The organism is Microbacterium terrisoli (assembly GCF_030866805.1).
GTDB classification, from domain to species: domain Bacteria; phylum Actinomycetota; class Actinomycetes; order Actinomycetales; family Microbacteriaceae; genus Microbacterium; species Microbacterium terrisoli.
On the sequence record NZ_CP133019.1, the window covers coordinates 165,261 to 185,806 of the forward strand.

The window sequence follows — 20,546 nt, forward strand, 5'->3', positions numbered from 1 at the left end:
CTGTGCTGATCGAGCCGTGGACGCGGAAGTGAGGCAGGCGTGGACGCACTGAATGCGCTCTGGTCGACGTTCTTCGACCCCGCCGCGATGCTCGCGGCACTGCCCGACCTGCTGACCGTCGGGTTGCCGAACACGCTGATCCTTGCGGTGGCGTCGGGGATTCTCGGCACCGTCCTGGGGATGCTGCTGGCGGTGGCGGGGCTGTCTCGGCATCGATTCCTGCGCTGGCCCGCGCGCGTGTACACCGACGTGCTGCGCGGTCTGCCCGCCGCCGTCACGATTCTGCTGATCGGCGTCGGCTTCGCCCCGTTCGGCATGTACATCTGGGGACCGAACCCCTATCCGCTCGGCATCCTCGCCCTGGGACTGATCGCGGGTGCCTACATCGGCGAGATCTTCCGCTCGGGAATCCAGAGCATCGAGACGGGTCAGACCGAGGCTGCTCGCGCACTCGGGTTCTCGGGATCGGCAGCCATGCGGCTGGTGATCATCCCCCAGGGTGTGCGCCGCGTGCTGCCGGCGCTGGTCAACCAGTTCATCGCGCTGATCAAGGACTCCTCGCTCATCTACTTCCTGGGACTGCTGGCCAGCCAGCGCGAGCTGTTCCGCATCGGGCAGGATGCCGCGGCCAACACCGGAAACCAGTCCGCGCTCGTTCTGGCCGGCTTGTTCTACCTCGCCATCACCGTCCCGCTCACGCACGTCGTCAACGCGATCGACACGCGTCTGCGCGAGGGCCGGGGCACGGATGTCGCCGAGCCCGACGATGAGGACGCGCCCGACGATCGAGACGTCGCGAGCGTGCTCGTGGACAGCGGATCGGCGCAGCCATGAGTGCGGCGATCGCCGACGTCGCGCGCACGTCCGGAGTGAGCGTGGCCACCCGCGACATCCGGGTCGCCTTCGGCCGCACGCACGTGCTGCGTGGAGTCGACATCGATGTGCCCGCGGGCACCGCGGCCTGCATCATCGGGCCTTCAGGATCGGGCAAGTCGACTCTGCTGCGCGTCGTGAACAGGCTCGTCGAGCCGGATTCCGGTGATGTTCTGCTCGGCGGCCGGTCGGTGCTGCGCGACAATCCCGATCGGCTGCGCCAGCGCGTGGGCATGGTGTTCCAGCACTTCAATCTCTTTCCGCACAAGACCGTGCGCGCCAACATCACTCTCGGCCTGGTGAAGCTGAGAGGCTTGTCGAAGGATGATGCCGCTGAGCGGGCCATGCATGAGCTCGGCCGTGTGGGGCTCGCGCACAAGGCCGACGTGCGGCCCGCGCAGCTGTCGGGTGGTCAGCAGCAGCGCGTCGCCATCGCCCGAGCGTTGGCGATGGACCCCGATGTCATGCTCTTCGACGAGTCGACTTCGGCGCTCGACCCCGAACTGGTCAAAGGCGTGCTCTCGACGATGGCCGAGCTCGCCGGCTCGGGCATGACCATGCTCGTGGTCACCCACGAGATGGGGTTCGCTCGCTCGGTGTCGCAGCAGGTGATGTTCATGGACCGGGGTCGCGTGGTGGAAGCCGGCATGCCCGAGCAGATCTTCGAGGCGCCTGAGAGCGATCGGCTGCGCCGCTTCCTGTCTCAGGTGCTGTAGCGCGGCGCGGTCGTGGACGCGGACCTCGTGGTCAACGCGACCGGTGTGTGTTCGACCGCAGATGGGGGAGGATGCTGTTCATGGCCGACGACTCCCGCACGGACAAGCCCACGGTGCTCTTCGTCTGCGTGCACAATGCGGGCCGCTCGCAGATGGCGGCCGGTTTTCTGCAGCACCTCGCCGCCGATCGCGTCGATGTGCGCTCGGCGGGCTCCGAGCCCATGGACCGGATCAACTCCGTCGCCGTCGAGGCCATGCGCGAAGAGGGCATCGACATCACCGGCACCCCGAAGCTGCTCACCGTGGACGCGGTGCGCACCGCCGACGTCGTGATCACGATGGGCTGCGGCGATGCCTGCCCGATCTTTCCCGGCAAGCGGTATGAAGACTGGCAGCTCGACGACCCGGCAGGGCAGGGCCTCGAGGACGTCCGCGTCATCCGTGACCAGATCCGCGCCCGCGTCGCATCGCTCGTGGACGAGCTGCTGCCCTCGGCCGGCGCCGCCGGGTGACACCGCCGGGTGACGTGCTGATTGTGCGGTCCGGCAATCTCGGGCCGCGGCATCCGTCGTTCCTTGTCGCTGATACTGAATGCCATGCGTGATGAGACTGGATGCCGCATAGACTCGACGTGATGCGGCGCCGCATGAGGCCGCTCGAACACGTGCTCATCAGGCTGAAGAGAGGGGTGCCCGCCATGGATCGGGAGCTCTACGACGAAGACCACGAGGCGTTCCGCGACGTGGTCAAGGAATTCATCAAGCGCTACGCCACGAACGAGAAGCGCGAGCAGTGGGATGCGGACGGTGAGATAGACCGCGCGACCATGCTGGCAGCAGGCGAGGCGGGCATCATCGGGTTGTCTGTTCCTGAGGAGTTCGGCGGCGCCGGCATGCTGCAGGACTACCGGTTCCGTGCGGTTGTGCTCGAAGAGACGATCATGTCGGGCAATGGATCGCTGGCCGGTGCCCTCGGCATCCAGGACGACTTGGCAGTGCCGTACATCGTGCACATGGGCACGGACGCCCAGAAGCAGAAGTGGCTGCCGAAGATGGCCACCGGTGAGGTGCTCGGCGCGCTGGCGATGACCGAGCCGGGCGCGGGCAGTGACCTGCGCGGCATCAAGACCACCGCCAAGAAGGTCGACGGGGGCTACCTGGTCAATGGCGCGAAGACGTTCATCTCCAGCGGCAAGACCGCCGACATCGTCGTCACCTTCGTCAAGACCGGCGAGGGCAACCGCCCCGACGCGTTCAGCCTCGTGATCATCGAGGACGGCATGGAGGGCTTCGACCACGGCAAGAAGCTCAACAAGGTCGGCTTCCACGGGTGGGACACCGCCGAGCTCAGCTTCACCGACGTGTTCGTGCCGGACGAGAACCTCATCGGCGGGGCCGAGGGCAAGGGCTTCATCCAGCTGATGATGAACCTGCCGTTGGAGCGCCTGTCGATCGGTGTGGCCGCCGCGGCCGCCGCGGAGGCGGCCCTGCGGTGGACCCTGGAGTACACGCAGAGCCGTGAGGCGTTCGGGCAGCCGGTCGCCGACTTCCAGAACACGCGCTTCGCACTGGCCGACATGGCCACCACGGTGGACGTGCTGTGGGCATACGTCGACCGCGCGATGCTGCTGTACAAAGACAAGAAGCTCACGCCCGAAGAGGCCGCGAAGGTCAAGTTCTGGGCGACGGAGCGCGAGTGGGAGATGCTCGATCTGGGCGTGCAGCTGCACGGCGGCTACGGCTACATGCTCGAGTATCCGATCGCCCGCGCCTGGACCGACGCCCGCGTGCACCGCATCTACGGTGGCACCAACGAGGTCATGCGCGAGATCGTGGCCCGTCAGGTGACCGGTCGCAAGTAGCCCGTGGCACGGGATGCCGCAGCCTGGGCGATGCGGCGGGCCGCGGCATCCTTCGTCTGCGTGAGTCATGATCAGATAATCAGATATACTCGGTGACATGCGTAGCATCACGGCAACCGAAGCGTCGCGGCGATTCTCGGACCTTCTCGACGCGGTCGAGGCGGGCGAGGGGCTGACGATCACGCGTGGCAATCGCGTGATCGCCGAGATTCGGCCGGCGCGGCGCCGGACGGGGCGAGATCTGCGGCTCGCGCTGGAGGGAATGCCTCCGGTCGACGAAGACTTCGCCCACGACATCGCCGACGCGCTGCGACTTGTTCGGGATGAATCGGTGGACCCGTGGCGCGACGCCTGATCCTCGACACGAATCTGCTCATCGGCTACGAGCGCGGCGACATCGACCGCGCGCAGTTCGATGACGATGAGCTCGCCGTGGCGGCGATCACCGTCGCCGAATTCCGTGTCGGGATCGAACTCGCAGCCACCCCCGAGCGCGCCGCCGATCGGGCTCGGCTGCTGGCGGTCGTCTTGGCTGAGGTCGATGTGCTCGACTACACCGAGACGACCGCCGCTCACCATGCTCGGCTGCTCGCCGACGTGCGGCGCCGCGGAACGTCTCGCGGTGCCCACGACCTCATCATCGCCGCACATGCGGCCGAGACGGGCCGTACTATCGTCAGCCGCGATGCGTCCGCGCGGTTCGGCGATCTGCCCGGCGTGCTCGCCGTGATGTGACGAGGCCGCGCGCCCGGCCCGGGCCGCGGCATCCTGAATCAGGCGACGGGGACCGCTACGTCGGGCAGCGCGAAGTCGTCGTCGCCCTGAGTGAACATGCGGCGCACGAGCGGTCGCGCAGCGCGTGAGAGCATCACGCCGGTCATGGCGCGCGACATCGCCGCCTCGATGCGAGTGGCGGGCACCATGCGCTTGATGCCGCCGCCGGGGATCTTCTTTCCCCGCTCGACGAACGGCGCGATGTCGTCGGCATACTGCGTCAGCGCTTCGGGCAGGTCGAGTGCGCCGGCCGCGATGCGCTCGCCGAGCAGGTAGGCGCCGATGAGGGCGGTCGCCGTGCCCATCCCGGTCATCGGCGAACCGCACGAGGCGGCGTCACCGAGCAGGGCGACCCGGCCGCTGACAGGGCTGGGCATGTCGACGCGGACGAGCTCGTCGAAGTAGAAGTCGGTCGCCGTGCCCATCGCGTCGAGGATCTCGGGGGCGCGCCAGCCGGCGCTGTCGAGCATGCGGCGGATCAGGTCCTCTTGCCGTGCGCGGTCGCCACGCAGCAGCGGGTCGCCCTCGACGCGCAGCGTGAGCATGGCCTTTGCTGTGGCAGGCTCCAGGTCGGGGCGGATGCCGAATGTCGCGCCCGGGACGAAGCGCATCGCGAACCAGCCCGGGTCGATGTCTGCGGGCGTGGGCATCGTGAAGAACGCGGCGTAGCCGCCCAACAGCGTGGTGAACCGCTCTTCAGGGCCGAACGCCAGGCGGCGTGTGGCCGAGTGCACGCCGTCGGCGCCCACGACGATGTCGTAGCGCGCGGCGTCCGTGGTCTCGAACTCGACGTCGACGCCGTCGGCATCCTGTGTGAGCGACGTGATGCGGTCTCCGAAGCGCAGATCGAGCAGGCCCGGCGTGGTATCGGCCGCGCGGCTCAGCGCGGTCAGCAGCACGTCGGCCAGGTCGCCGCGGGCGATCTCGATCTCGGCGACGGCGCCTTTGCCGTCGAATGACTCCATCGCCATGCGGCCGAACACGCGGCCGCGCCCGTCGACATAGGCCAGCCCTTCTTCGTGCAGCCGGCGCGGTTCGATGCCGGGCATGAGGCCCATGCGTTCGGCGACCTCGCGGCTCGCACCGCGCAGGTCGACCGCCTGACCGCCGGGGCGCGGTGCGGTGGCGCGCTCGACGACGGTGACCGGCACGCGGTGTCGCACGAGCTGCAATGCGAGTGCGAGGCCGGCGATCCCGCCGCCCGAAACGAGGACGTGGGCAGTGGTGTCGAGGGGGGACATGGATGCTCCAATCTGTTAGACATTTGTCTCATACATATGTCTAACAGAGATCTCAGACGTTTGTCTAATACGGGCGTCTAATCCTTGATTAAGATGCCGGTATGGGAAACCGTGAAGACTTGCTCGCCGGCGCGCGCCGCGTGATCCTCGAGCAGGGCGTGGCCAAGGCGACGGCCCGCGAGATCGCGACCGAGGCCGGCGTGAGTCTGGCCGCGATCGGCTACCATTTCGGCTCGAAAGAGCAGTTGATCTCCGAAGCGCTGCTGCAGTCGCTGGGCTCGGGGATCGGCGATGCGATGGACGAGATCGTCGCCGAGCACGCAGCGCAGCCTCTGATCGAGGGATTCGCCGCCCTCTGGAACCGCATGCCCGCCGTGTTCGCCGCGAACCGTGAGGCGCTGGTGGCCAGCCTCGACAACGCGGTGCGCGCCGTGCGCGACGACGGCGCCGGCCGTGACCTGGCTGCGGCGACCGCCCACGGATACGACGGCGTCGCCCAGCAGTTGCGCGATGCCCGGCCCGATCTCGCCGACGCCGACGTCGAAGCGGTGGCCAAGCTCGACTACGCGCTCGTGCAGAGCCTGGGGCTGATGTGGCTGCTGAACCCTGACGCGCTCCCGACCGGCGACGAGCTGGCCCGTGCTGTCGCCGTGATCGCCGAGACGTCCGCCGACTGACGTCGATCCCGCGCGCTTGCCGCGTGGCTCAGGCGGGTGTCCCAGGCCGGCACACGACTTGTTCTTGCCTCGTGCTGAAGAAACGCGCAGGTCGACCACAGCACTCTCTTCAGGATCGGAGCGCTAACTGAGGGGAAGAAGTCCCGTGCAATGGCGCCCACAACCCATGGAGTGCCTGCGCGAGCTCAAGCCGGGAGGCTCAGCATGAAACTTCATCCCAAGGGCGCGCTGCGCCGGCTCCTGATACCGGGGGCTCTTGTGGCCGCCGCGGCCATGGTTCTGGTCGGCTGTTCATCGGGCAGCCCAGGAGGGACCAGCACGGCCAACGCCAACGCGAATGCGCCGGGCAAGTCAGCCGACACGATCTCGTGGGCATTGCCGCCTGCGACGGTGCCGAACTGGATCTGGCCGTTCTCGCCGATCGCGGACTTCAGCGTCACGAACTCCGAGATGCAGCTGATGATGTATCGCACTCTGTACTGGTACGGCGACAACGGCAAGACCGGCGTCGACTACTCGCTGAGCCTGGCCAAGGCCCCGGTGTACTCGAACGGCGGCAAGACCGTCACGATCGCGCTGAACCCCTACAAGTGGTCCAACGGCGAATCGGTCACCGCGCAGGACGTGATCTTCTGGATCAACATGGACAAGGCTGAGAAGGCCAACTACGCGGGTTATGCGCCCGGGCAGTTCCCCGACAACATCGTCTCGGCGACGGCTCCCAACGCGAACACAGTGGTCTTGACCACCGACAAGTCGTACAGCCAGCAGTGGTTCCTGATGAACCAGCTCAGCCAGATCACCCCGATGCCGATGGCATGGGACATGACCAGCGCGACGGCCAAGGGCGACTGCGCGACGAACATCAGCGGCTGCAAGGCCGTCTACACCTACCTGAACGCGCAGGCCAAGGACCTTCCGACCTATGCGACGAGCAAGATCTGGTCGGTGGTGGACGGGCCGTGGAAGCTGTCGAGCTTCAGCTCCGACGGTCACGTCACGTTCGTTCCGAACACGGCGTACTCAGGCCCACAGAAGGCGCAGGTCAAGCAGTTCAAGATGGTTCCGTTCACGACGGACTCGGCTGAGTTCAATGTGGTGCGCGGCGGCTCGACCCTCGACGTGGGCTACATCCCCACGCAGGACATCGCCAAGGCCAAGCCTGCGACGACCCCGCCGAACCAGGCGGGCCCCAACCCGCTGAGCGCGAACTACACACTGCTGCCGTGGTTCCTGTACGGGTTCAACTACTTCCCGATCAACTACAACAACCCCACCGTGGGGCCGATCTTCAAGCAGCTGTACTTCCGTCAGGCCCTGCAGTCGGTCGTCGATCAGAAGGGCATCATCTCCTCCACCGCGAAGAACTACGGCGTGGAGACCACCGGCCCCGTGCCGCTGTTCCCCGACAGCCCGCTGGTGTCGCAGACCGAGAAGAGCAACCCCTATCCGTTCAGCATCGCCAACGCGACGAAGTACCTGAGCGACAACGGCTGGAAGGTCGTGCCGAAGGGCACCACCACCTGCGTCAAGCCCGGTACGGCGGCCGGCGACTGCGGGGCGGGCATCACGGCCGGACAGGCCCTGACGTTCGAGCTGCCGTACGCGAGCGGCAGTGCGACGATCGATACGGCGATGGCGTCGTTCAAGTCGAACGCCGCGCAGGTCGGCATCACGCTGAACCTGAAGTCCGAACCGTTCAACTCGGTGACCTCCACAGCGGTGCCCTGCAAGGGCTCCACGTGCACGTGGGAGATGGGCAACTGGGGCGGCGGCTGGGTGTACGCACCCGACTACTACCCGACCGGTGAACTGCTGTTCGCCACGGGTGCCGGATCGAACTCGGGCAGCTACTCCAACGCGAAGCTCGACAGCCTGATCACCGCCACCAACCTGCAGAGCGGCACGGCCGTCATGCAGGCGTATGAGGACTTCATGGCGAAGAACGTGCCGGTGATCTACCAGCCCAACTACACCTACTCGCTGACGGAGGTCGCGAACGGTCTGAAGGGCTACACCTACAACAATCCCTACGGTTCGATCAAGCCGGAGAACTGGCACTACTGATCCGCACGGGTCGGTGGGTCCAGGGATCCGCACGAAGGCAGCACAGACACGACAGCGACGAACACGGGCCGGTAGGAGGCGAGACCGATGGTGGGATACATCATCCGTCGTCTTCTGCAGTCCGTGCTCGTCGTCATCGTGGTCACCGTGATCGTCTTCATCCTGCTGCATTCGCTGCCGGGGGGACCGGCGCGCGCGATCCTGGGACCGCGCGCGACGCCCCTGCAGATCACGCAGTTCAACACGGAGAACGGCTTGGACAAGCCGCTGATCGTGCAGTACGTCACGAGCGTGGTCGGCTGGTTCACCGGCGACTTCGGCTTCTCCTACGTGCTCAACCAGTCGGTCGGGTCGCTGTTGGCCGAGCGTCTGCCCAAGACCATCATCCTCGCCGTGCTGTCGCTGGTGCTGACGGTGATCGTGGCGATCCCGGTCGGCATCTACCAGGCGGTGCGGCGCAACCGGCCGTTCGACTACGTGGCCACCGGACTCTCGTTCATCTTCTACGCGGCGCCCACGTTCTTCCTGGGGCTGATCCTGATAGAGATCTTCTCGTCGTGGCTGGGCTGGTTCCCACCCGAAGCGCCTCAGTCCAACGGGATCGTCCCGATCTTCCAGCAGTTCCCGGCGATGATCCTGCCCATCGTGACCCTGGCGCTGCTGTCGATCGCAGGCTTCTCGCGCTACATGCGCTCGTCGGTGCTCGACAACATCAGCCAGGACTACGTGCGCACCGCTCGGGCCAAGGGCGCATCTCCCACTCGGGTGCTGTGGCGCCACGTGCTGCGCAATGCGCTGATCCCGATCATCACGCTGCTCGGCCTGTCGCTGCCGGCCCTGTTCGCCGGCGCGCTGATCACCGAGTCGATCTTCAACTTCCCCGGGATGGGGCTGCTGTTCTGGCAGGCGGCGCAGCAGTCCGACTACCCGGTCGAGCTCGGTGTCGTCATCGTGACGGCCTTCGCCACCGTGATCGGCAATCTGCTGGCCGACGTGGGCCTGGCTGCGATCGACCCGCGGGTGACGCTGTGAGGAGGATGCTGTGACCACACAGCTGGGTGGGCCGCCGCCGGCAGGGCCGGCCGGCGGGATGGATGCCGCGGCCGCGCCGATCGCCGACGAGGCCGGGGCGCTGCCCGTGCCGGGGAAGCTCGAGGGCAGGCCGAAGAGCCTGTTCCGCCTCGGCTTCGAGGTCTTCATCCAGAACCGCCTCGCGATCGTGGGCCTGATCGTGGTGGCCCTGGCGATCCTGTTCTGCTTCGTCGGCCCGTTCCTCTACCGCACCGACCAGGTCACGGTCGTGCTCACGAACGCGAACCTGCCGCCCGGGCCCGGGCATCCCCTCGGCACCGACGGGTCCGGATACGACGTGCTCGGGCGCCTCATGGTGGGCGGTCAGACCTCGCTCATCGTGGGACTGGCCGCCGCGGCCATCGCAACGATCGTCGGCACCGTGTGGGGCGCGATCGCGGGATTCTTCGGAGGCTGGGTCGACGGGGTCATGATGCGCGTCGTCGACGCGATCCTGGCCATCCCGATCCTGTTCCTGCTGCTGTTCCTGGTGACGATCGTGCGTCCCTCGCTGCCGGTGATGATCTTCGTGATCGGGCTGACGGCCTGGCTGGTCCCAGCCCGACTGGTGCGCGGGGAATCGCTGACCCTGCGCGTGCGCGAGTACGTGCAGGCGGTGCGGGTCATGGGCGGGTCGTCATGGCGGTCGGTCAGCCGGCACATCATGCCGAACGTGGTCGGCACGGTGATCGTGAACGCCACGTTCCAGGTTGCCGATGCGATCCTGCTGGTGGCCTATCTCGGATACCTCGGCCTGGGCATCTCGCCCCCGGCCACCGACTGGGGCGCGATGCTGAGCAATGGCACCCAATACGTGTTCTTGAACTACTGGTGGCTGATCTATCCGGCAGGGTTCGCGATCATCCTCGTCGTGGTCGCCGTCAACCTCGTCGGGGACGGCCTGCGCGACTCGGTCGAAGTACGGCTGCAGCGGCGCTGACGGGGGCAGAGAATGGCACTTCTGGAGGTCGCGGGACTCACGACCGAGATTCGGCTGAGCAAGACGGTCGTGCACGCGCTGTCGGGCGTGGACTTCACCGTGGATGCCGGTGAGACGGTGGGTCTGGTCGGCGAATCCGGCTGCGGCAAGACCATGACGGCCATGTCGATCGAGCGGCTGCTGCCGCCGGGCGGACACATCACCGGGGGACAGGTGCGCTTCGACGGACGGGACCTGGTCGCTCTTCCCGATCGGCAGATGCGGGCGATCCGCGGCGGCGAGATCGGCATGATCTTCCAAGACCCCATGACCAGCCTGAATCCCGTGCAGACGATCGGCGAACAGGTGGCCGAGCCCCTGGTGCTGCACCGCGGCATGTCGCGTGCACAGGCCCGTGAGTCCGTGCTGGAGATGCTCGGGCTCGTGGGGATTCCGCATCCCGAGCAGCGGCTGAACAGCTACCCTCATCAGCTGTCGGGCGGGCAGCGCCAGCGCGTCATGATCGCGATGGCCCTGATCTGCCATCCCAAGCTGCTGATCGCCGACGAGCCGACGACGGCGTTGGACGTGACGGTGCAGAAGCAGATCCTCGAGCTCATCGACCGATTGCGCGTCGAGCTCGGGATGGCCGTCATCCTGATCACCCACGACCTCGGCGTGATCGCCGGGCGCGCCGACCGCGTGGTCGTGATGTACGCCGGCAAGGTCGCCGAGGTCGCCGAGACGCAGACGCTGTTCGCCGAACCCCGCCACCGCTACACCGAGGCGCTGTTCGAGGCGCTGCCTGAGCGCGCCGCCGGCACCGGCGAGAAGCTGTACTCGATTCCCGGGCTGCCGCCCGACCTGATCGATCCGCCGCACGCATGCCCGTTCGCGCCGCGGTGCCGGTTCGCCACCGATCTGTGTCGCACCGAGATGCCCGAGCTGGAGCCGGCCGGCGATGGGGACCTCACGCACCGCTTCGCGTGCTTCGTGCCGCGCACCGAGCCGCTGCCCACGCCCGAGCAGATCGTGGCCGCACGGCCGCAGGCGCCGGCCGAGGCATCCAGCGATCAACGTGAATGGATCGCGCCGACCCGGTACATCCCGGCTGACGGCACCCCGCTGCTCGAGCTGGATCGCCTCGTCAAGGACTTTCCGGTCACCCGCGGCGGGCTGCTGCGGCGCCGGGTCGGCGCCGTGAGCGCGGTCGCAGGGGCGACCCTGCAGATCGCGCGCGGACAGACGGTCGGGCTCGTCGGAGAGTCGGGATGCGGCAAGACGACGCTCGGCCGGCTCGTCGTGGGGCTCGACCTGCCCACCGACGGAAGCATCCTGTTCCGCGGGCGGAAGCTCGCGCACCGGCACCGTCGGGATCTGCGCGAGGACCGGCGCAACGTGCAGTTCATGTTCCAAGACGCGTACGCGTCGCTGGACCCGCGCATGCGGGTGCGGGCGATCCTGCGCGAGCCGCTGGAGATCCAGCACGTGGGCACGGCGCGCGACCGCGACCGGCGCGTGGACGAGCTGCTCGAAGACGTCGGACTGCCGCGCAGCGCGGCCGAGCGCTACCCGCACGAGTTCTCGGGCGGGCAGCGGCAGCGGATCGGGCTGGCGCGGGCGCTGGCGCTCCAGCCGGCGCTGATCGTGGCCGACGAGCCGGTGTCGGCGCTGGACGTGTCGATCCAGGCGCAGGTGCTGAACCTCATGAAGCAGCTGCAGCGCGAGCGGGAGCTGACCTACCTGTTCATCAGTCACGACCTGTCGGTCGTGCGCTATCTGTCCGATGTGATCGCCGTCATGTACCTGGGCAAGGTCGTCGAGATCGGGCCGGCCGCGGAGGTCTACGCCGCCCCGCAGCACCACTACACGCGCGGGCTCATCGATGCGATCCCGGTCGCCGATCCGACCGCCGAGCGGGCCAAGGCCAAGCTCGGGGTCAGCGGCGAGCTGCCCAGCGCGATGAATCCGCCCAGCGGCTGCCGGTTTCGCACCCGGTGCCCGGCGGCGCAGGACATCTGCGCACACGTGGAGCCGGTGCTGCGGGTCGGCGGCGGGTCGGCTCAGGATGCCGGGACCGCTGTGGGTGCCGATGGTCGCGTGCCGCACATGGTGGCATGCCACTTCCCGCTGCTGGAGGGGACGTATGCGGCCGCCGTCGCGCGTGGCGATGTGACCGACGATGCAGGGTCGGCCGCGGGCGGCGCGGGAATGGGTGCCGTGCACACGACGCGACTCGGCCGGCAGCACGGGGCCGAATGACTCACCCCGGCGCCCGATGTCGTCCATGGTTGTGAACGCACGACGGGGTCCAGATCGACGATCACAGTCCCCAGGGGAACAAGAGCCAGAACAGGGCAGCCGATGCGACGAGCATGAGCGCTGTGAACACGACGTCGCGGGCGCGCAGCGGCACCAGGTGGCGTTCAGTGCGGGTTGGGAAGGCGCCGAAGGCGCGGGCATCCATCGCGAGGGCGACCCGCTCGGCGTGCCGGATGGCACCGGCCAGCAGCGGGACGACGTAGCCGAATCCGAGCAGCGACCGGTGGTCGGCACGCACGCGGTGGGCCTGCCGGATGATCTCCAGCTCGCGCCGGAACCGCGGCACGAACCGGAACGCAGCGATCGCCGTGTAGCCGACGCGGTAGGGCACGCGCAGCTGCTGCACGAGCGAACGGGCCAGATCCGGCCCGGTCGTGGTCAGTCCCGCGATCAGGGCCAGCGCGATGATCGCCGCCAGGCGCAGGCCGGTGGCCACGCCGATCTCGACCGCCCCGGAGTACAGGGTCCACCCGCCCAGTTGTGCGAGCGGTGTCGAGCCGTCGACCCGGGTGGGGTCCGACCACAGCGTGAGCCCCGCGCCGAGCACCAGCGCCATCGTCGGGATCACGGCGAACAGCATGACTGCGGTGCGGGCTGTCATGCGAGCGCCCACGAGCACGATCGCATACGCGAGAGCGAGAAAGGATGCCGGGGTCGCGGCATCCCGCACGAACACGAGCAGGATCATCGCCGGCGCCGGAGCCAGCAGTTTGGCCAGCGGATTCACGCCGTGCAGAAAACGCACCGGCGAGGCGGGAGCGCGGTCGGCGTAGGGGTCGACGGCGAGGGAAGCCGTGGTCACGGGCTGCCCCGTCCGGCCAGGGCGGGCAGGTCGGCGAGCCGAGTCAGGTCGGCCAGTTCGGGATGGGCACGCAGGCCGCTCAGCGCCTCGCGCAGCGGGGGCAGACGCAGGCCCGCCCGTTCGAGCAGCTCGGGCGTGGCGAACACGTCGGCGGTCGGTGCGTCGGCGAGCACACCGCCGTCGCCGAGCACGATCGTGCGGGTGGCGTATTCGGTGACCACCTGCATGTCGTGCGTGACGACGATGACCGTGGTGCCTTCGGCGTTGAGATCGGCCAGAAGCGTCAGCAGCTCGTCGGCGCGGGCGCGGTCCTGGCCGAACGTCGGCTCGTCGAGCGCGAGGATCGGTGCCCCCGTCACCAGGGCGCAGCCGACCGACAGGCGCCGCTTCTGGCCGCCCGACAGCAGGAACGGGTGCACGTCGGCGCGCGCGGTCAGGCCGAAGCGGTGCAGCATCTCGTCGATGCGCGCCTCGGCCTCGTCGGGGGACAGGTGTCGCAGCCCGTGGGCAAGCTCGTCCCGCACCGTGTGTGCGACGAACTGGTGCTCGGGGTTCTGGAACACGAACCCGATGCGCCGAGCGAGCTCGCGCGATCGCAGGCGCGAGACATCGTCGCCGCTGACGGATACGGTGCCGCGCGGAGGACGCACGACGCCGGCAAGGGCGTGCAGCAGCGTGGTCTTGCCGGCCCCGTTGGCTCCGACGATCGCGACGAACTCGCCCGGGCGGATGTCGAGGTCGACGCCCCGCAGCACCGTCGTGCGACCGCGGCGCAGCGTGAGGTTGCGGGCGACGAGGGCGGCGTCGCCGAGCGGAGGGGTATCCGCCGAGGGGAGGGCCTTCGCGGCGGTGAAGTCCTCGTCTGGGAGGATTGTCCTCGTGGCGGCGGTGGCGGCGGCGCCGGGCGGGGCGTCGGCGGCGCGCGTGGCGGGGGATGCCGCGGGCGCGGACTCCAGGGCGGTGCGCAGCTCGGCGGGCGTCAGCGGCAGCGGGTCGAGGCAGTAACCGGCGCGGCGCAGCCGCAGCGCGGCCAGGGTCGAGGTCGGCAGCCACACACCCAGCTCGTGCAGTTCGGACGCACGCTCGCGCAGGATGTCGTCGGTCGTGCCGTCCGCGATCGTGCGGCCTGCGGCATCCAGCACCACGACGCGGTCGACCAGATCGACCGCATGATCGAGGTTGTGCTCGACCAGCAGCACCGCGCGGTCGCTGCCGCGGACGACCTCGGCCAGCGCGGTGCAGACCTCCTGGATGCCCCGCGGATCGAGGTTGGCGGTCGGCTCGTCGAGCACGAGCAGGTCAGAGCCCAGGGCCAGGGCGGCCGCGATCGCCAGGCGCTGGCGCCCCCCGCCGGAGAGAGCGTCGGGGTTGTCGTGCCGACGATCCCACAGGCCGACGCGGCGCAGTGCGGCCTCTGAGCGGGCGAGCACCTCGCCGACGGGCAGCCGCAGATTCTCGGGGCCGAACGCGACTTCGTCGAGCACCGTGCCGGTCACCAGCTGGGCATCGGGGTCCTGGAACACCATGCCCACGCGCGTCGAGAGCACCGACACCGGGGTGGTCGCGGCATCCATCCCAGCCACGGTCACCGCGCCCTCGACCGTCGCCGGCACATCGTGGGGGATCAGGCCGTTCAGGGCGAGAGTGAGCGTGGACTTGCCGCATCCGCTCGGGCCGAGCAGCAGCACGACCTCGCCACGGCGCACCTCGAACGTCGTGCCGGCGGGGGCTGCGGCATCCTCGCCCTCGTGCCGGATCGCGACCTCGGCGACCCGCAGCAGCGGTGTGCTCATCGCCTGCCGATGCCGGCGTGCCGCAGCTGCGCGCCGATCGCGAGCGCGATCGCGGTCCAGGCGACCGGGCCGAGCACCGCGAGGATCAGATACGCCACCTGCGCCCAGATCGGCATGCTCGCCAGATTCACGACCAGCGCCACGACCACCGCGACGACGACGCCGATGATCACCGCCGAGATGAAGAACCGCCACGCGCGCCACACCTTGTATCGCGTGAGCGCGGCGACTCCCTCTTGGATGCCGCCGAACAGCAGCGCGGTGCCCAGGAACCGTCCCGCCCACTGCGGGGCCATGGCGCTGCCCACCAGCGCGGCCAGCACGTGCGAGAGCAGGGCCACCCACGGCAGGCGCAGGGTCTCTTGCGCGATGATTCCCGGGATCACGTGCGCGCCCAGCACGAAGCCGTACACGATCGGTGCGCTGGCGAGGACGACCGGGGTGACCCACCCCGCGATACCGCCCACCAGGCCCGCAGCCACGCCGATCGCCGCGCACACCAGCAGCACGCGCGTCGAGACAGTGGTGCTTCGTGCGGACATCCGTCGATTCTACCGAGAGGGGGTGAGGGCACCCTCACCCTGCGATCGGCGACGCGCTGCACGCGGCCGACGACACGCCCAGGGCGCCGGCCTACTTGGCTTTGCGGGGCCAGTCCACCGTCAGGCCGTCGACGTCGTGCTCGTGCAGGAACTTGACCACCACCGGGCACAGCGGCACGACGGTCTCACCGCGGGCCGCGACATCCTGCAGTGCACCCTCGACCAGCTTCGACGCCAGCCCCTGCCCGCGGAATGACGGAATGATCACGGTATGCGGCATGACCAGCCGTCCGTTGTCGTCGCGGTGGATCTCGGTGAACCCGGCGATCTCACCGTCCACGAACAGTGCGTAGCGGCGATTGTCGTCCTCGCGGGCGATGGTCAGCTCGGCCATGGGGGTTCCTCTCCTCGCTGCTTCTAACGTAGGCGTGGTCGGCGGTGTTCCGCACGGGTGAACGGGTCGCCGAATGCCGCGGTGGGGCGGCGCTGATCCGTGGGGCAGACTCGAGGGGTGGACCCGACACTTCTGGACAGACTGACCGGCGCCGATGCCGACGGGATGTACGACGGGTTCGTCGCCTGGGCCGCAGAGCGTGGCCTGACGCTGTACCCCGCTCAGGACGAAGCCGTCATCGAACTGGTGTCGGGTGCGCACGTCATCCTGTCGACGCCGACCGGCACCGGCAAGTCGCTGGTGGCCGTGGCGGCGCACGCGGTGGCCGCGGCATCCGGAAAGCGCACCTATTACACGGCCCCGATCAAAGCACTCGTGAGCGAGAAGTTCTTCGCACTCGTCGAGATCTTCGGCGCCGCCAACGTCGGCATGGTCACCGGCGACTCGTCGGTGAACCCGGATGCACCGATCGTGTGCTGCACGGCCGAGATCGTCGCCAACATCGCCCTGCGTCAGGGCGCCGACGCCGACGTCGACCAGGTCGTGATGGACGAGTTCCACTTCTACGGCGATCCCGATCGTGGCTGGGCGTGGCAGGTGCCGCTGCTGCTTCTGCCGCGCGCGCAGTTCCTGCTGATGTCGGCCACGCTCGGCGACGTCACCGGCATCGCCGACGACCTCGAAGCGCGCAGCGAGCGCCCGGTCGCGCGGGTGACCGGCGTTGAGCGGCCCGTGCCGCTGCACTTCTCCTATGAGGTGCGGCCGGTGCACGAAGTGCTCGAGCTGCTGCTGAAGGATGCCGAGATACCGGCCTACATCGTCCACTTCTCGCAGGCGGCCGCAGTCGAACGGGCCCAGGCGCTGTCGAGCATGAAGATCGCCTCACGCGAGCAGCGCGACGCGATCGCCGCCGCCCTCGGCGACTTCCGCTTCTCGACCGGGTTCGGCAAGACCCTGTCGCGACTCGTGCGCTCGGGCATCGGCATCCATCATGCGGGCATGCTGCCGCGGTATCGGCGACTGGTCGAGACGCTGGCCCAGCGAGGACTGCTGCGGGTGATCTGCGGCACCGACACGCTCGGGGTCGGCATCAACGTGCCCATCCGCACGGTCGTGATCACCGAGCTCGCGAAATTCGACGGCACGAAGATGCGTCAGCTGTCGGCACGGGAGTTCCACCAGGTCGCTGGGCGCGCGGGCCGGGCGGGGTTCGACCCGTACGGCAACGTGGTCGTGATGGCGCCGGAATGGGAGATCGAGAACGCTGCCGCTCTGGCCAAGGCGGCCGACAATCCCGCCAAGCGCAAGAAGATCGTGCGCAAGAAGGCTCCGACCGGCGCGGTGAACTGGGGGCGCGGATCGTTCGAACGGCTGGTGGATGCCGCGCCCGAGGCGCTGACCCCGCAGCTGCAGCTGACCGCGGCCATGCTGATCAACGTGATCGCGCGCGGCGGCGACGTCTTCGCCAACGTGCGCTCGCTCGTGTTCGACAACCATCAGACCCGACCCCAGCAGTTCGCGCTGGCGCGGCGCGCGCTGGCGATCTTCCGCACCCTGCGCGAGGCCGGGATCGTCGAGGTGTCGCCGCCGGGCGAGGCGCGCGAGACGAGGAGAAACGGCCCGCACGAGGAGAGTCACGGCGAAGAAGTCCTCTTGCCGGCCGATTCTCCTCACGCCGGCAAGACGCCGGGTCCGAGCATCCATCTCACCGTCGACCTGCAGCCGAACTTCGCTCTGAACCAGCCGCTGTCGCCGTTCGCGCTGGCCGCGATCGACCTGCTCGACCCCGACGACGGGCCGGGCGCTGCCGGCACCGGGCACTACGCCCTGGATGTCGTGAGCGTCATCGAGGCGACTCTGGACGACCCTCGGGCGATCCTGTCGCAGCAGGAGTACCGGGCGCGCGGCGAGGCGGTCGCCGTGATGAAGCAGGACGGTCTGGACTACGACCAGCGCATGGATGCACTCGAAGAGGTCACCTACCCCAAGCCCCTCGACGAGCTGCTGCACCAGTCGTACGAAGCGTTCGCCTCGAGCCAGCCATGGGTGCGCGACTTCGAGCTGTCCCCCAAGTCGGTGGTGCGCGACATGTTCGAGCGCGCGATGACGTTCTCGGAGTTCGTGTCGTCGTATCAGCTGGCCCGCAGCGAGGGGCTCGTGCTGCGGTATCTGTCCGACGCGTACCGGGCGATCCGGCAGACGGTGCCGCTCGAGGCGCGCACGTCCGAGCTGCTCGACGTCATCGAATGGCTCGGTGAGCTCGTGCGGCAGGTCGATTCGAGCCTGGTCGACGAGTGGGAGCAGCTCGTGCACCCGCTGGCCTCGCCCGCCGGGCCGGTGCTGCCGCCCGCGCCGCCGTCGGTCGTGGCCAACCACCGGGCGTTCACGGTGCTGGTGCGCAATGAGCTGTTCCGGCGTGTGCAGCTGGCGGCGCTGCAGCGCGACGACGACCTGGTCGCCCTGGATCCGGATGCCGCATGGCCCGACGCTCTGGACGCGTACTTCGCCGAGCACGATTCGATCGGCGTCGATGGGCGGGCGCGCTCGCCGCGCCTGTGCGCGATCGACGAGTCGGCTGCGGCGGTGTCGGGCCAGTGGCGCGTCGAGCAGACGATCGACGATCCCGAGGGCGACCATGACTGGCGAATCCGCGCGGTCGTCGACCTCGCCGAATCAGAGGATGCCGGAGCCGCAGTCGTGCGCGTCACCGAGGTCGTGCGCCTGTAGCGGTCGGCCGCCGACGTTCGGCGGCGGCGTTTCGTTCGGTCCTGGCATCCGGAGTCATCGCCCCCTGGCTTCGTGAGTTCAGTCGGCGCGATCTACCGTCGGCGTCGCGAAATTCCGTAAAACGCGTCGACTGAACACCGAGCGATGACGCGAGCGGACAGCGACTGGCGGGTGATTGCGGTCAGACCCGCACGATCAGTTCTCCGTGCAGCACCGAGTACCAGCCGTCGGGGTCGGCCGCCCAGTGCCGCCAACCGTCGCTGATGCGCTGCAGGTCGTCGCGCGTCGCGTGGCCGCTGCCCTGCAGCTGGCGGGCGATCGCCGAATCGAGGATGCGATCGGCCCACATCCCGCCCCACCAGGCGCGGGAGTCAGCCGTCCAGTAGCACCACGTGCTCGAGGTCGCAGTGATGTCTGTCAGCCCGGCGGCGTGCGCCCAGGCGAGCAGCCGCCTGCCGGCGTCGGGCTCTCCGCCGTTCTCGCGCGCGGCGACGCGGTACAGATCGAGCCAGTCGTCGAGTTCGGGCAGCTGCGGCCACCACGCGAACGCGCTGTAGTCGCTGTCGCGCACGGCGACGACCCCACCCGGGCGGGCCACCCGCGCCATCTCGCGCAGCGCCCGCACCGGGTCGGCGACATGCTGCAGCACCTGGTGGGCGTGGACGACGTCGAAGCTGTCGTCGGCGAACGGCAGCGCGTGCACGTCGGCGACGGTGAACTCGATGTTGTCGATGGCGCGTTCGCGTGCCACTGTGCGGGCGAGGCCGAGCGCGTCGTCGTCGAGTTCGGTCGCCGTGACGCGGTCGACGAGGCGGGCGAAGTCCGCCGTGATCGTGCCGGCGCCCGCCCCGACGTCGAGCAGGCTGTCACCGGGGCGCAGATGCGGAAGCAGATACGCGGCCGAGTTCTCGACCGTGCGGTTGCGGTGCGAGCGCAGAACGGACTCGTGATAGCCGTGCGTGTAGGTCGCCATGTTCAGAGTCTTGCGCACCCGCCGGGCGAGTGAGTACGCGGACGGGTGGCCGGCGCGCTGTATGTCGGAGATGACTTCGCTCGCACCGACGTCTCATCGGCGCTCGCCGAGTGACCTGACGTGCACGCGTGGCCCGGCTGCCGGGTGCCGAGGCGCCGCGGGGAGGGAGCGCATCAGTGCGCATCCCACTCGCCCGGCCGCGGTTGGCGGCTGCGCGCTCCGGTGTACTTCGACTCCCACGGAAACCGCCCTCGCTTGTCGGTGTAGGTCAGCTGCAGCAGGGGCACCGAGGCCTCAGCGGGGCGCTGATAATGCCGGTTCGCGCCGAAGGCGATGTCGCCGGGGTTCGGCACCTCCTCGATGAAGATGCGCCGGTCCCACGAGGGAAGCTCGAGTTCCTCACCGGGTGTGAGTCGGGTCCCGTCGAGCACCAGTCGCGCGGTGGAATTGAGCACGGATGACACCGCCGGCATCCCGAGGCCGACGATGACGAGCTCGGGGTGTGCGATGCCGAACAGCCCGATCGTGTACGCGAACGGCCTCTTCGACTCCACCGTGCACGGACAGCCGGGAACCGAACAGGCACCCATGCCGACCAGTTGCAGACAGACGCCGTGCCGGCGGATTGTGTCGGCGACGTGGGAGTCGTCTTGATCGAGCCAGGCACGCTCTTGGGGTGTGGGGACAGTGGACATGGAGGTGCTCCTCTCACGCAGGGTGAATCGGTCGAGGGCACGTGCCGGACACGATAGCCTGGCGCACCGACATCGGTGCGCAGTTATCCACAGAGCGTG

The 20,546-nt window shown here is 68.8% G+C and carries 19 protein-coding genes; 12 read left to right on the forward strand and 7 right to left on the reverse strand.

Going from position 1 to position 20,546, the window contains the following annotated elements; all coding sequences use genetic code 11:
• Positions 1–39 precede the first annotated feature (39 nt).
• From QU603_RS00770 to QU603_RS00795, 6 genes are all read left to right on the forward strand, one after another.
• Entirely contained in the window at positions 40–834 is a 795-nt protein-coding gene (locus tag QU603_RS00770; protein ID WP_308492596.1) for an amino acid ABC transporter permease, read from the forward strand.
• On the forward strand, positions 831–1,589 hold the full coding sequence (locus tag QU603_RS00775; protein ID WP_308492597.1) for an amino acid ABC transporter ATP-binding protein: 759 nt from the start codon (positions 831–833) through the stop codon (positions 1,587–1,589). Before QU603_RS00770 ends, QU603_RS00775 begins: the two co-directional genes overlap by 4 nt.
• Positions 1,590–1,669: 80 nt before the next feature.
• The gene (locus tag QU603_RS00780; protein WP_308492598.1) at positions 1,670–2,101 is read left to right on the forward strand and encodes an arsenate reductase ArsC; all 432 of its coding nucleotides are present in this window, start codon (positions 1,670–1,672) and stop codon (positions 2,099–2,101) included.
• Between the two features lie 185 nt (positions 2,102–2,286).
• A complete protein-coding gene (locus QU603_RS00785; RefSeq protein WP_308492599.1) occupies positions 2,287–3,450 on the forward strand; it encodes an acyl-CoA dehydrogenase family protein in 1,164 nt (387 codons plus the stop codon).
• A 97-nt stretch (positions 3,451–3,547) separates the two neighbouring features.
• Entirely contained in the window at positions 3,548–3,805 is a 258-nt protein-coding gene (locus QU603_RS00790; protein WP_308492600.1) for a type II toxin-antitoxin system Phd/YefM family antitoxin, read from the forward strand.
• Positions 3,790–4,185 (forward strand): PIN domain-containing protein, encoded by a 396-nt coding sequence (locus QU603_RS00795; protein WP_308492601.1) that lies wholly within the window; start codon positions 3,790–3,792, stop codon positions 4,183–4,185. Before QU603_RS00790 ends, QU603_RS00795 begins: the two co-directional genes overlap by 16 nt.
• A gap of 38 nt (positions 4,186–4,223) precedes the next feature.
• Here QU603_RS00795 and QU603_RS00800 read toward each other — a convergent pair whose 3' ends face one another.
• Positions 4,224–5,465 (reverse strand): FAD-dependent monooxygenase, encoded by a 1,242-nt coding sequence (locus tag QU603_RS00800; protein WP_308492602.1) that lies wholly within the window; start codon positions 5,463–5,465, stop codon positions 4,224–4,226.
• A gap of 101 nt (positions 5,466–5,566) precedes the next feature.
• Between QU603_RS00800 and QU603_RS00805 the strand changes: the two genes are divergently transcribed.
• The 5 genes from QU603_RS00805 (at position 5,567) to QU603_RS00825 (ending at position 12,461) form a co-directional block, all read left to right on the forward strand.
• A complete protein-coding gene (locus QU603_RS00805) occupies positions 5,567–6,142 on the forward strand; it encodes a TetR/AcrR family transcriptional regulator (RefSeq protein ID WP_308492603.1) in 576 nt (191 codons plus the stop codon).
• A gap of 204 nt (positions 6,143–6,346) precedes the next feature.
• Entirely contained in the window at positions 6,347–8,209 is a 1,863-nt protein-coding gene (locus QU603_RS00810; RefSeq protein ID WP_308492604.1) for an ABC transporter substrate-binding protein, read from the forward strand.
• An 87-nt stretch (positions 8,210–8,296) separates the two neighbouring features.
• The gene (locus tag QU603_RS00815; protein ID WP_308492606.1) at positions 8,297–9,241 is read left to right on the forward strand and encodes an ABC transporter permease; all 945 of its coding nucleotides are present in this window, start codon (positions 8,297–8,299) and stop codon (positions 9,239–9,241) included.
• A gap of 10 nt (positions 9,242–9,251) precedes the next feature.
• Positions 9,252–10,220: an ABC transporter permease gene (locus QU603_RS00820; RefSeq protein ID WP_308492607.1), complete on the forward strand. Its 969-nt coding sequence runs from the start codon at positions 9,252–9,254 to the stop codon at positions 10,218–10,220.
• Between the two features lie 12 nt (positions 10,221–10,232).
• Entirely contained in the window at positions 10,233–12,461 is a 2,229-nt protein-coding gene (locus QU603_RS00825; protein WP_308492608.1) for an ABC transporter ATP-binding protein, read from the forward strand.
• Between the two features lie 61 nt (positions 12,462–12,522).
• Here the strand turns inward: QU603_RS00825 and QU603_RS00830 are convergent, their stop codons facing one another.
• The 4 genes from QU603_RS00830 to QU603_RS00845 form a co-directional block, all read right to left on the reverse strand.
• Complete coding sequence (locus tag QU603_RS00830; RefSeq protein ID WP_308492609.1) at positions 12,523–13,323, reverse strand: energy-coupling factor transporter transmembrane component T family protein; 801 nt, start codon at positions 13,321–13,323, stop codon at positions 12,523–12,525.
• Positions 13,320–15,116, reverse strand: coding sequence for an ABC transporter ATP-binding protein (locus QU603_RS00835; RefSeq protein ID WP_308492610.1), 1,797 nt, complete (start codon positions 15,114–15,116; stop codon positions 13,320–13,322). The genes QU603_RS00830 and QU603_RS00835 overlap by 4 nt, the downstream gene beginning before the upstream one ends.
• Positions 15,113–15,658, reverse strand: a complete 546-nt coding sequence (locus QU603_RS00840) for an ECF transporter S component (protein WP_308492611.1) — start codon at positions 15,656–15,658, stop codon at positions 15,113–15,115. Before QU603_RS00840 ends, QU603_RS00835 begins: the two co-directional genes overlap by 4 nt.
• 91 nt (positions 15,659–15,749) lie before the next feature.
• Entirely contained in the window at positions 15,750–16,052 is a 303-nt protein-coding gene (locus QU603_RS00845) for a GNAT family N-acetyltransferase (RefSeq protein ID WP_308492612.1), read from the reverse strand.
• Between the two features lie 165 nt (positions 16,053–16,217).
• Here QU603_RS00845 and QU603_RS00850 point away from each other — a divergent pair, with 165 nt between their 5' ends.
• On the forward strand, positions 16,218–18,779 hold the full coding sequence (locus QU603_RS00850; protein ID WP_308493907.1) for a DEAD/DEAH box helicase: 2,562 nt from the start codon (positions 16,218–16,220) through the stop codon (positions 18,777–18,779).
• Positions 18,780–18,960: 181 nt separating this feature from the next.
• On the opposite strand, the gene QU603_RS00855 is transcribed toward QU603_RS00850, so the two are convergent.
• Positions 18,961–19,752, reverse strand: coding sequence for a class I SAM-dependent methyltransferase (locus tag QU603_RS00855; protein ID WP_308492613.1), 792 nt, complete (start codon positions 19,750–19,752; stop codon positions 18,961–18,963).
• A gap of 173 nt (positions 19,753–19,925) precedes the next feature.
• Positions 19,926–20,447: a DUF4262 domain-containing protein gene (locus tag QU603_RS00860; RefSeq protein ID WP_308492614.1), complete on the reverse strand. Its 522-nt coding sequence runs from the start codon at positions 20,445–20,447 to the stop codon at positions 19,926–19,928.
• Between the last annotated feature and the right edge of the window lie 99 nt (positions 20,448–20,546).

Bases quoted from the DNA above. Each gene is read 5' to 3' on its own strand.
- QU603_RS00775 (WP_308492597.1), top strand. From the start codon at position 831: ATGAGTGCGGCGATCGCCGACGTCGCGCGCACGTCCGGAGTGAGCGTG.
- QU603_RS00780 (WP_308492598.1), top strand. From the start codon at position 1,670: ATGGCCGACGACTCCCGCACGGACAAGCCCACGGTGCTCTTCGTCTGC.
- QU603_RS00785 (WP_308492599.1), top strand. From the start codon at position 2,287: ATGGATCGGGAGCTCTACGACGAAGACCACGAGGCGTTCCGCGACGTG.
- QU603_RS00790 (WP_308492600.1), top strand. From the start codon at position 3,548: ATGCGTAGCATCACGGCAACCGAAGCGTCGCGGCGATTCTCGGACCTT.
- QU603_RS00800 (WP_308492602.1), bottom strand. From the start codon at position 5,465: ATGTCCCCCCTCGACACCACTGCCCACGTCCTCGTTTCGGGCGGCGGG.
- QU603_RS00805 (WP_308492603.1), top strand. From the start codon at position 5,567: ATGGGAAACCGTGAAGACTTGCTCGCCGGCGCGCGCCGCGTGATCCTC.
- QU603_RS00810 (WP_308492604.1), top strand. From the start codon at position 6,347: ATGAAACTTCATCCCAAGGGCGCGCTGCGCCGGCTCCTGATACCGGGG.
- QU603_RS00815 (WP_308492606.1), top strand. From the start codon at position 8,297: ATGGTGGGATACATCATCCGTCGTCTTCTGCAGTCCGTGCTCGTCGTC.
- QU603_RS00825 (WP_308492608.1), top strand. From the start codon at position 10,233: ATGGCACTTCTGGAGGTCGCGGGACTCACGACCGAGATTCGGCTGAGC.
- QU603_RS00835 (WP_308492610.1), bottom strand. From the start codon at position 15,116: ATGAGCACACCGCTGCTGCGGGTCGCCGAGGTCGCGATCCGGCACGAG.
- QU603_RS00840 (WP_308492611.1), bottom strand. From the start codon at position 15,658: ATGTCCGCACGAAGCACCACTGTCTCGACGCGCGTGCTGCTGGTGTGC.
- QU603_RS00845 (WP_308492612.1), bottom strand. From the start codon at position 16,052: ATGGCCGAGCTGACCATCGCCCGCGAGGACGACAATCGCCGCTACGCA.
- QU603_RS00850 (WP_308493907.1), top strand. From the start codon at position 16,218: ATGTACGACGGGTTCGTCGCCTGGGCCGCAGAGCGTGGCCTGACGCTG.
- QU603_RS00855 (WP_308492613.1), bottom strand. From the start codon at position 19,752: ATGGCGACCTACACGCACGGCTATCACGAGTCCGTTCTGCGCTCGCAC.
- QU603_RS00860 (WP_308492614.1), bottom strand. From the start codon at position 20,447: ATGTCCACTGTCCCCACACCCCAAGAGCGTGCCTGGCTCGATCAAGAC.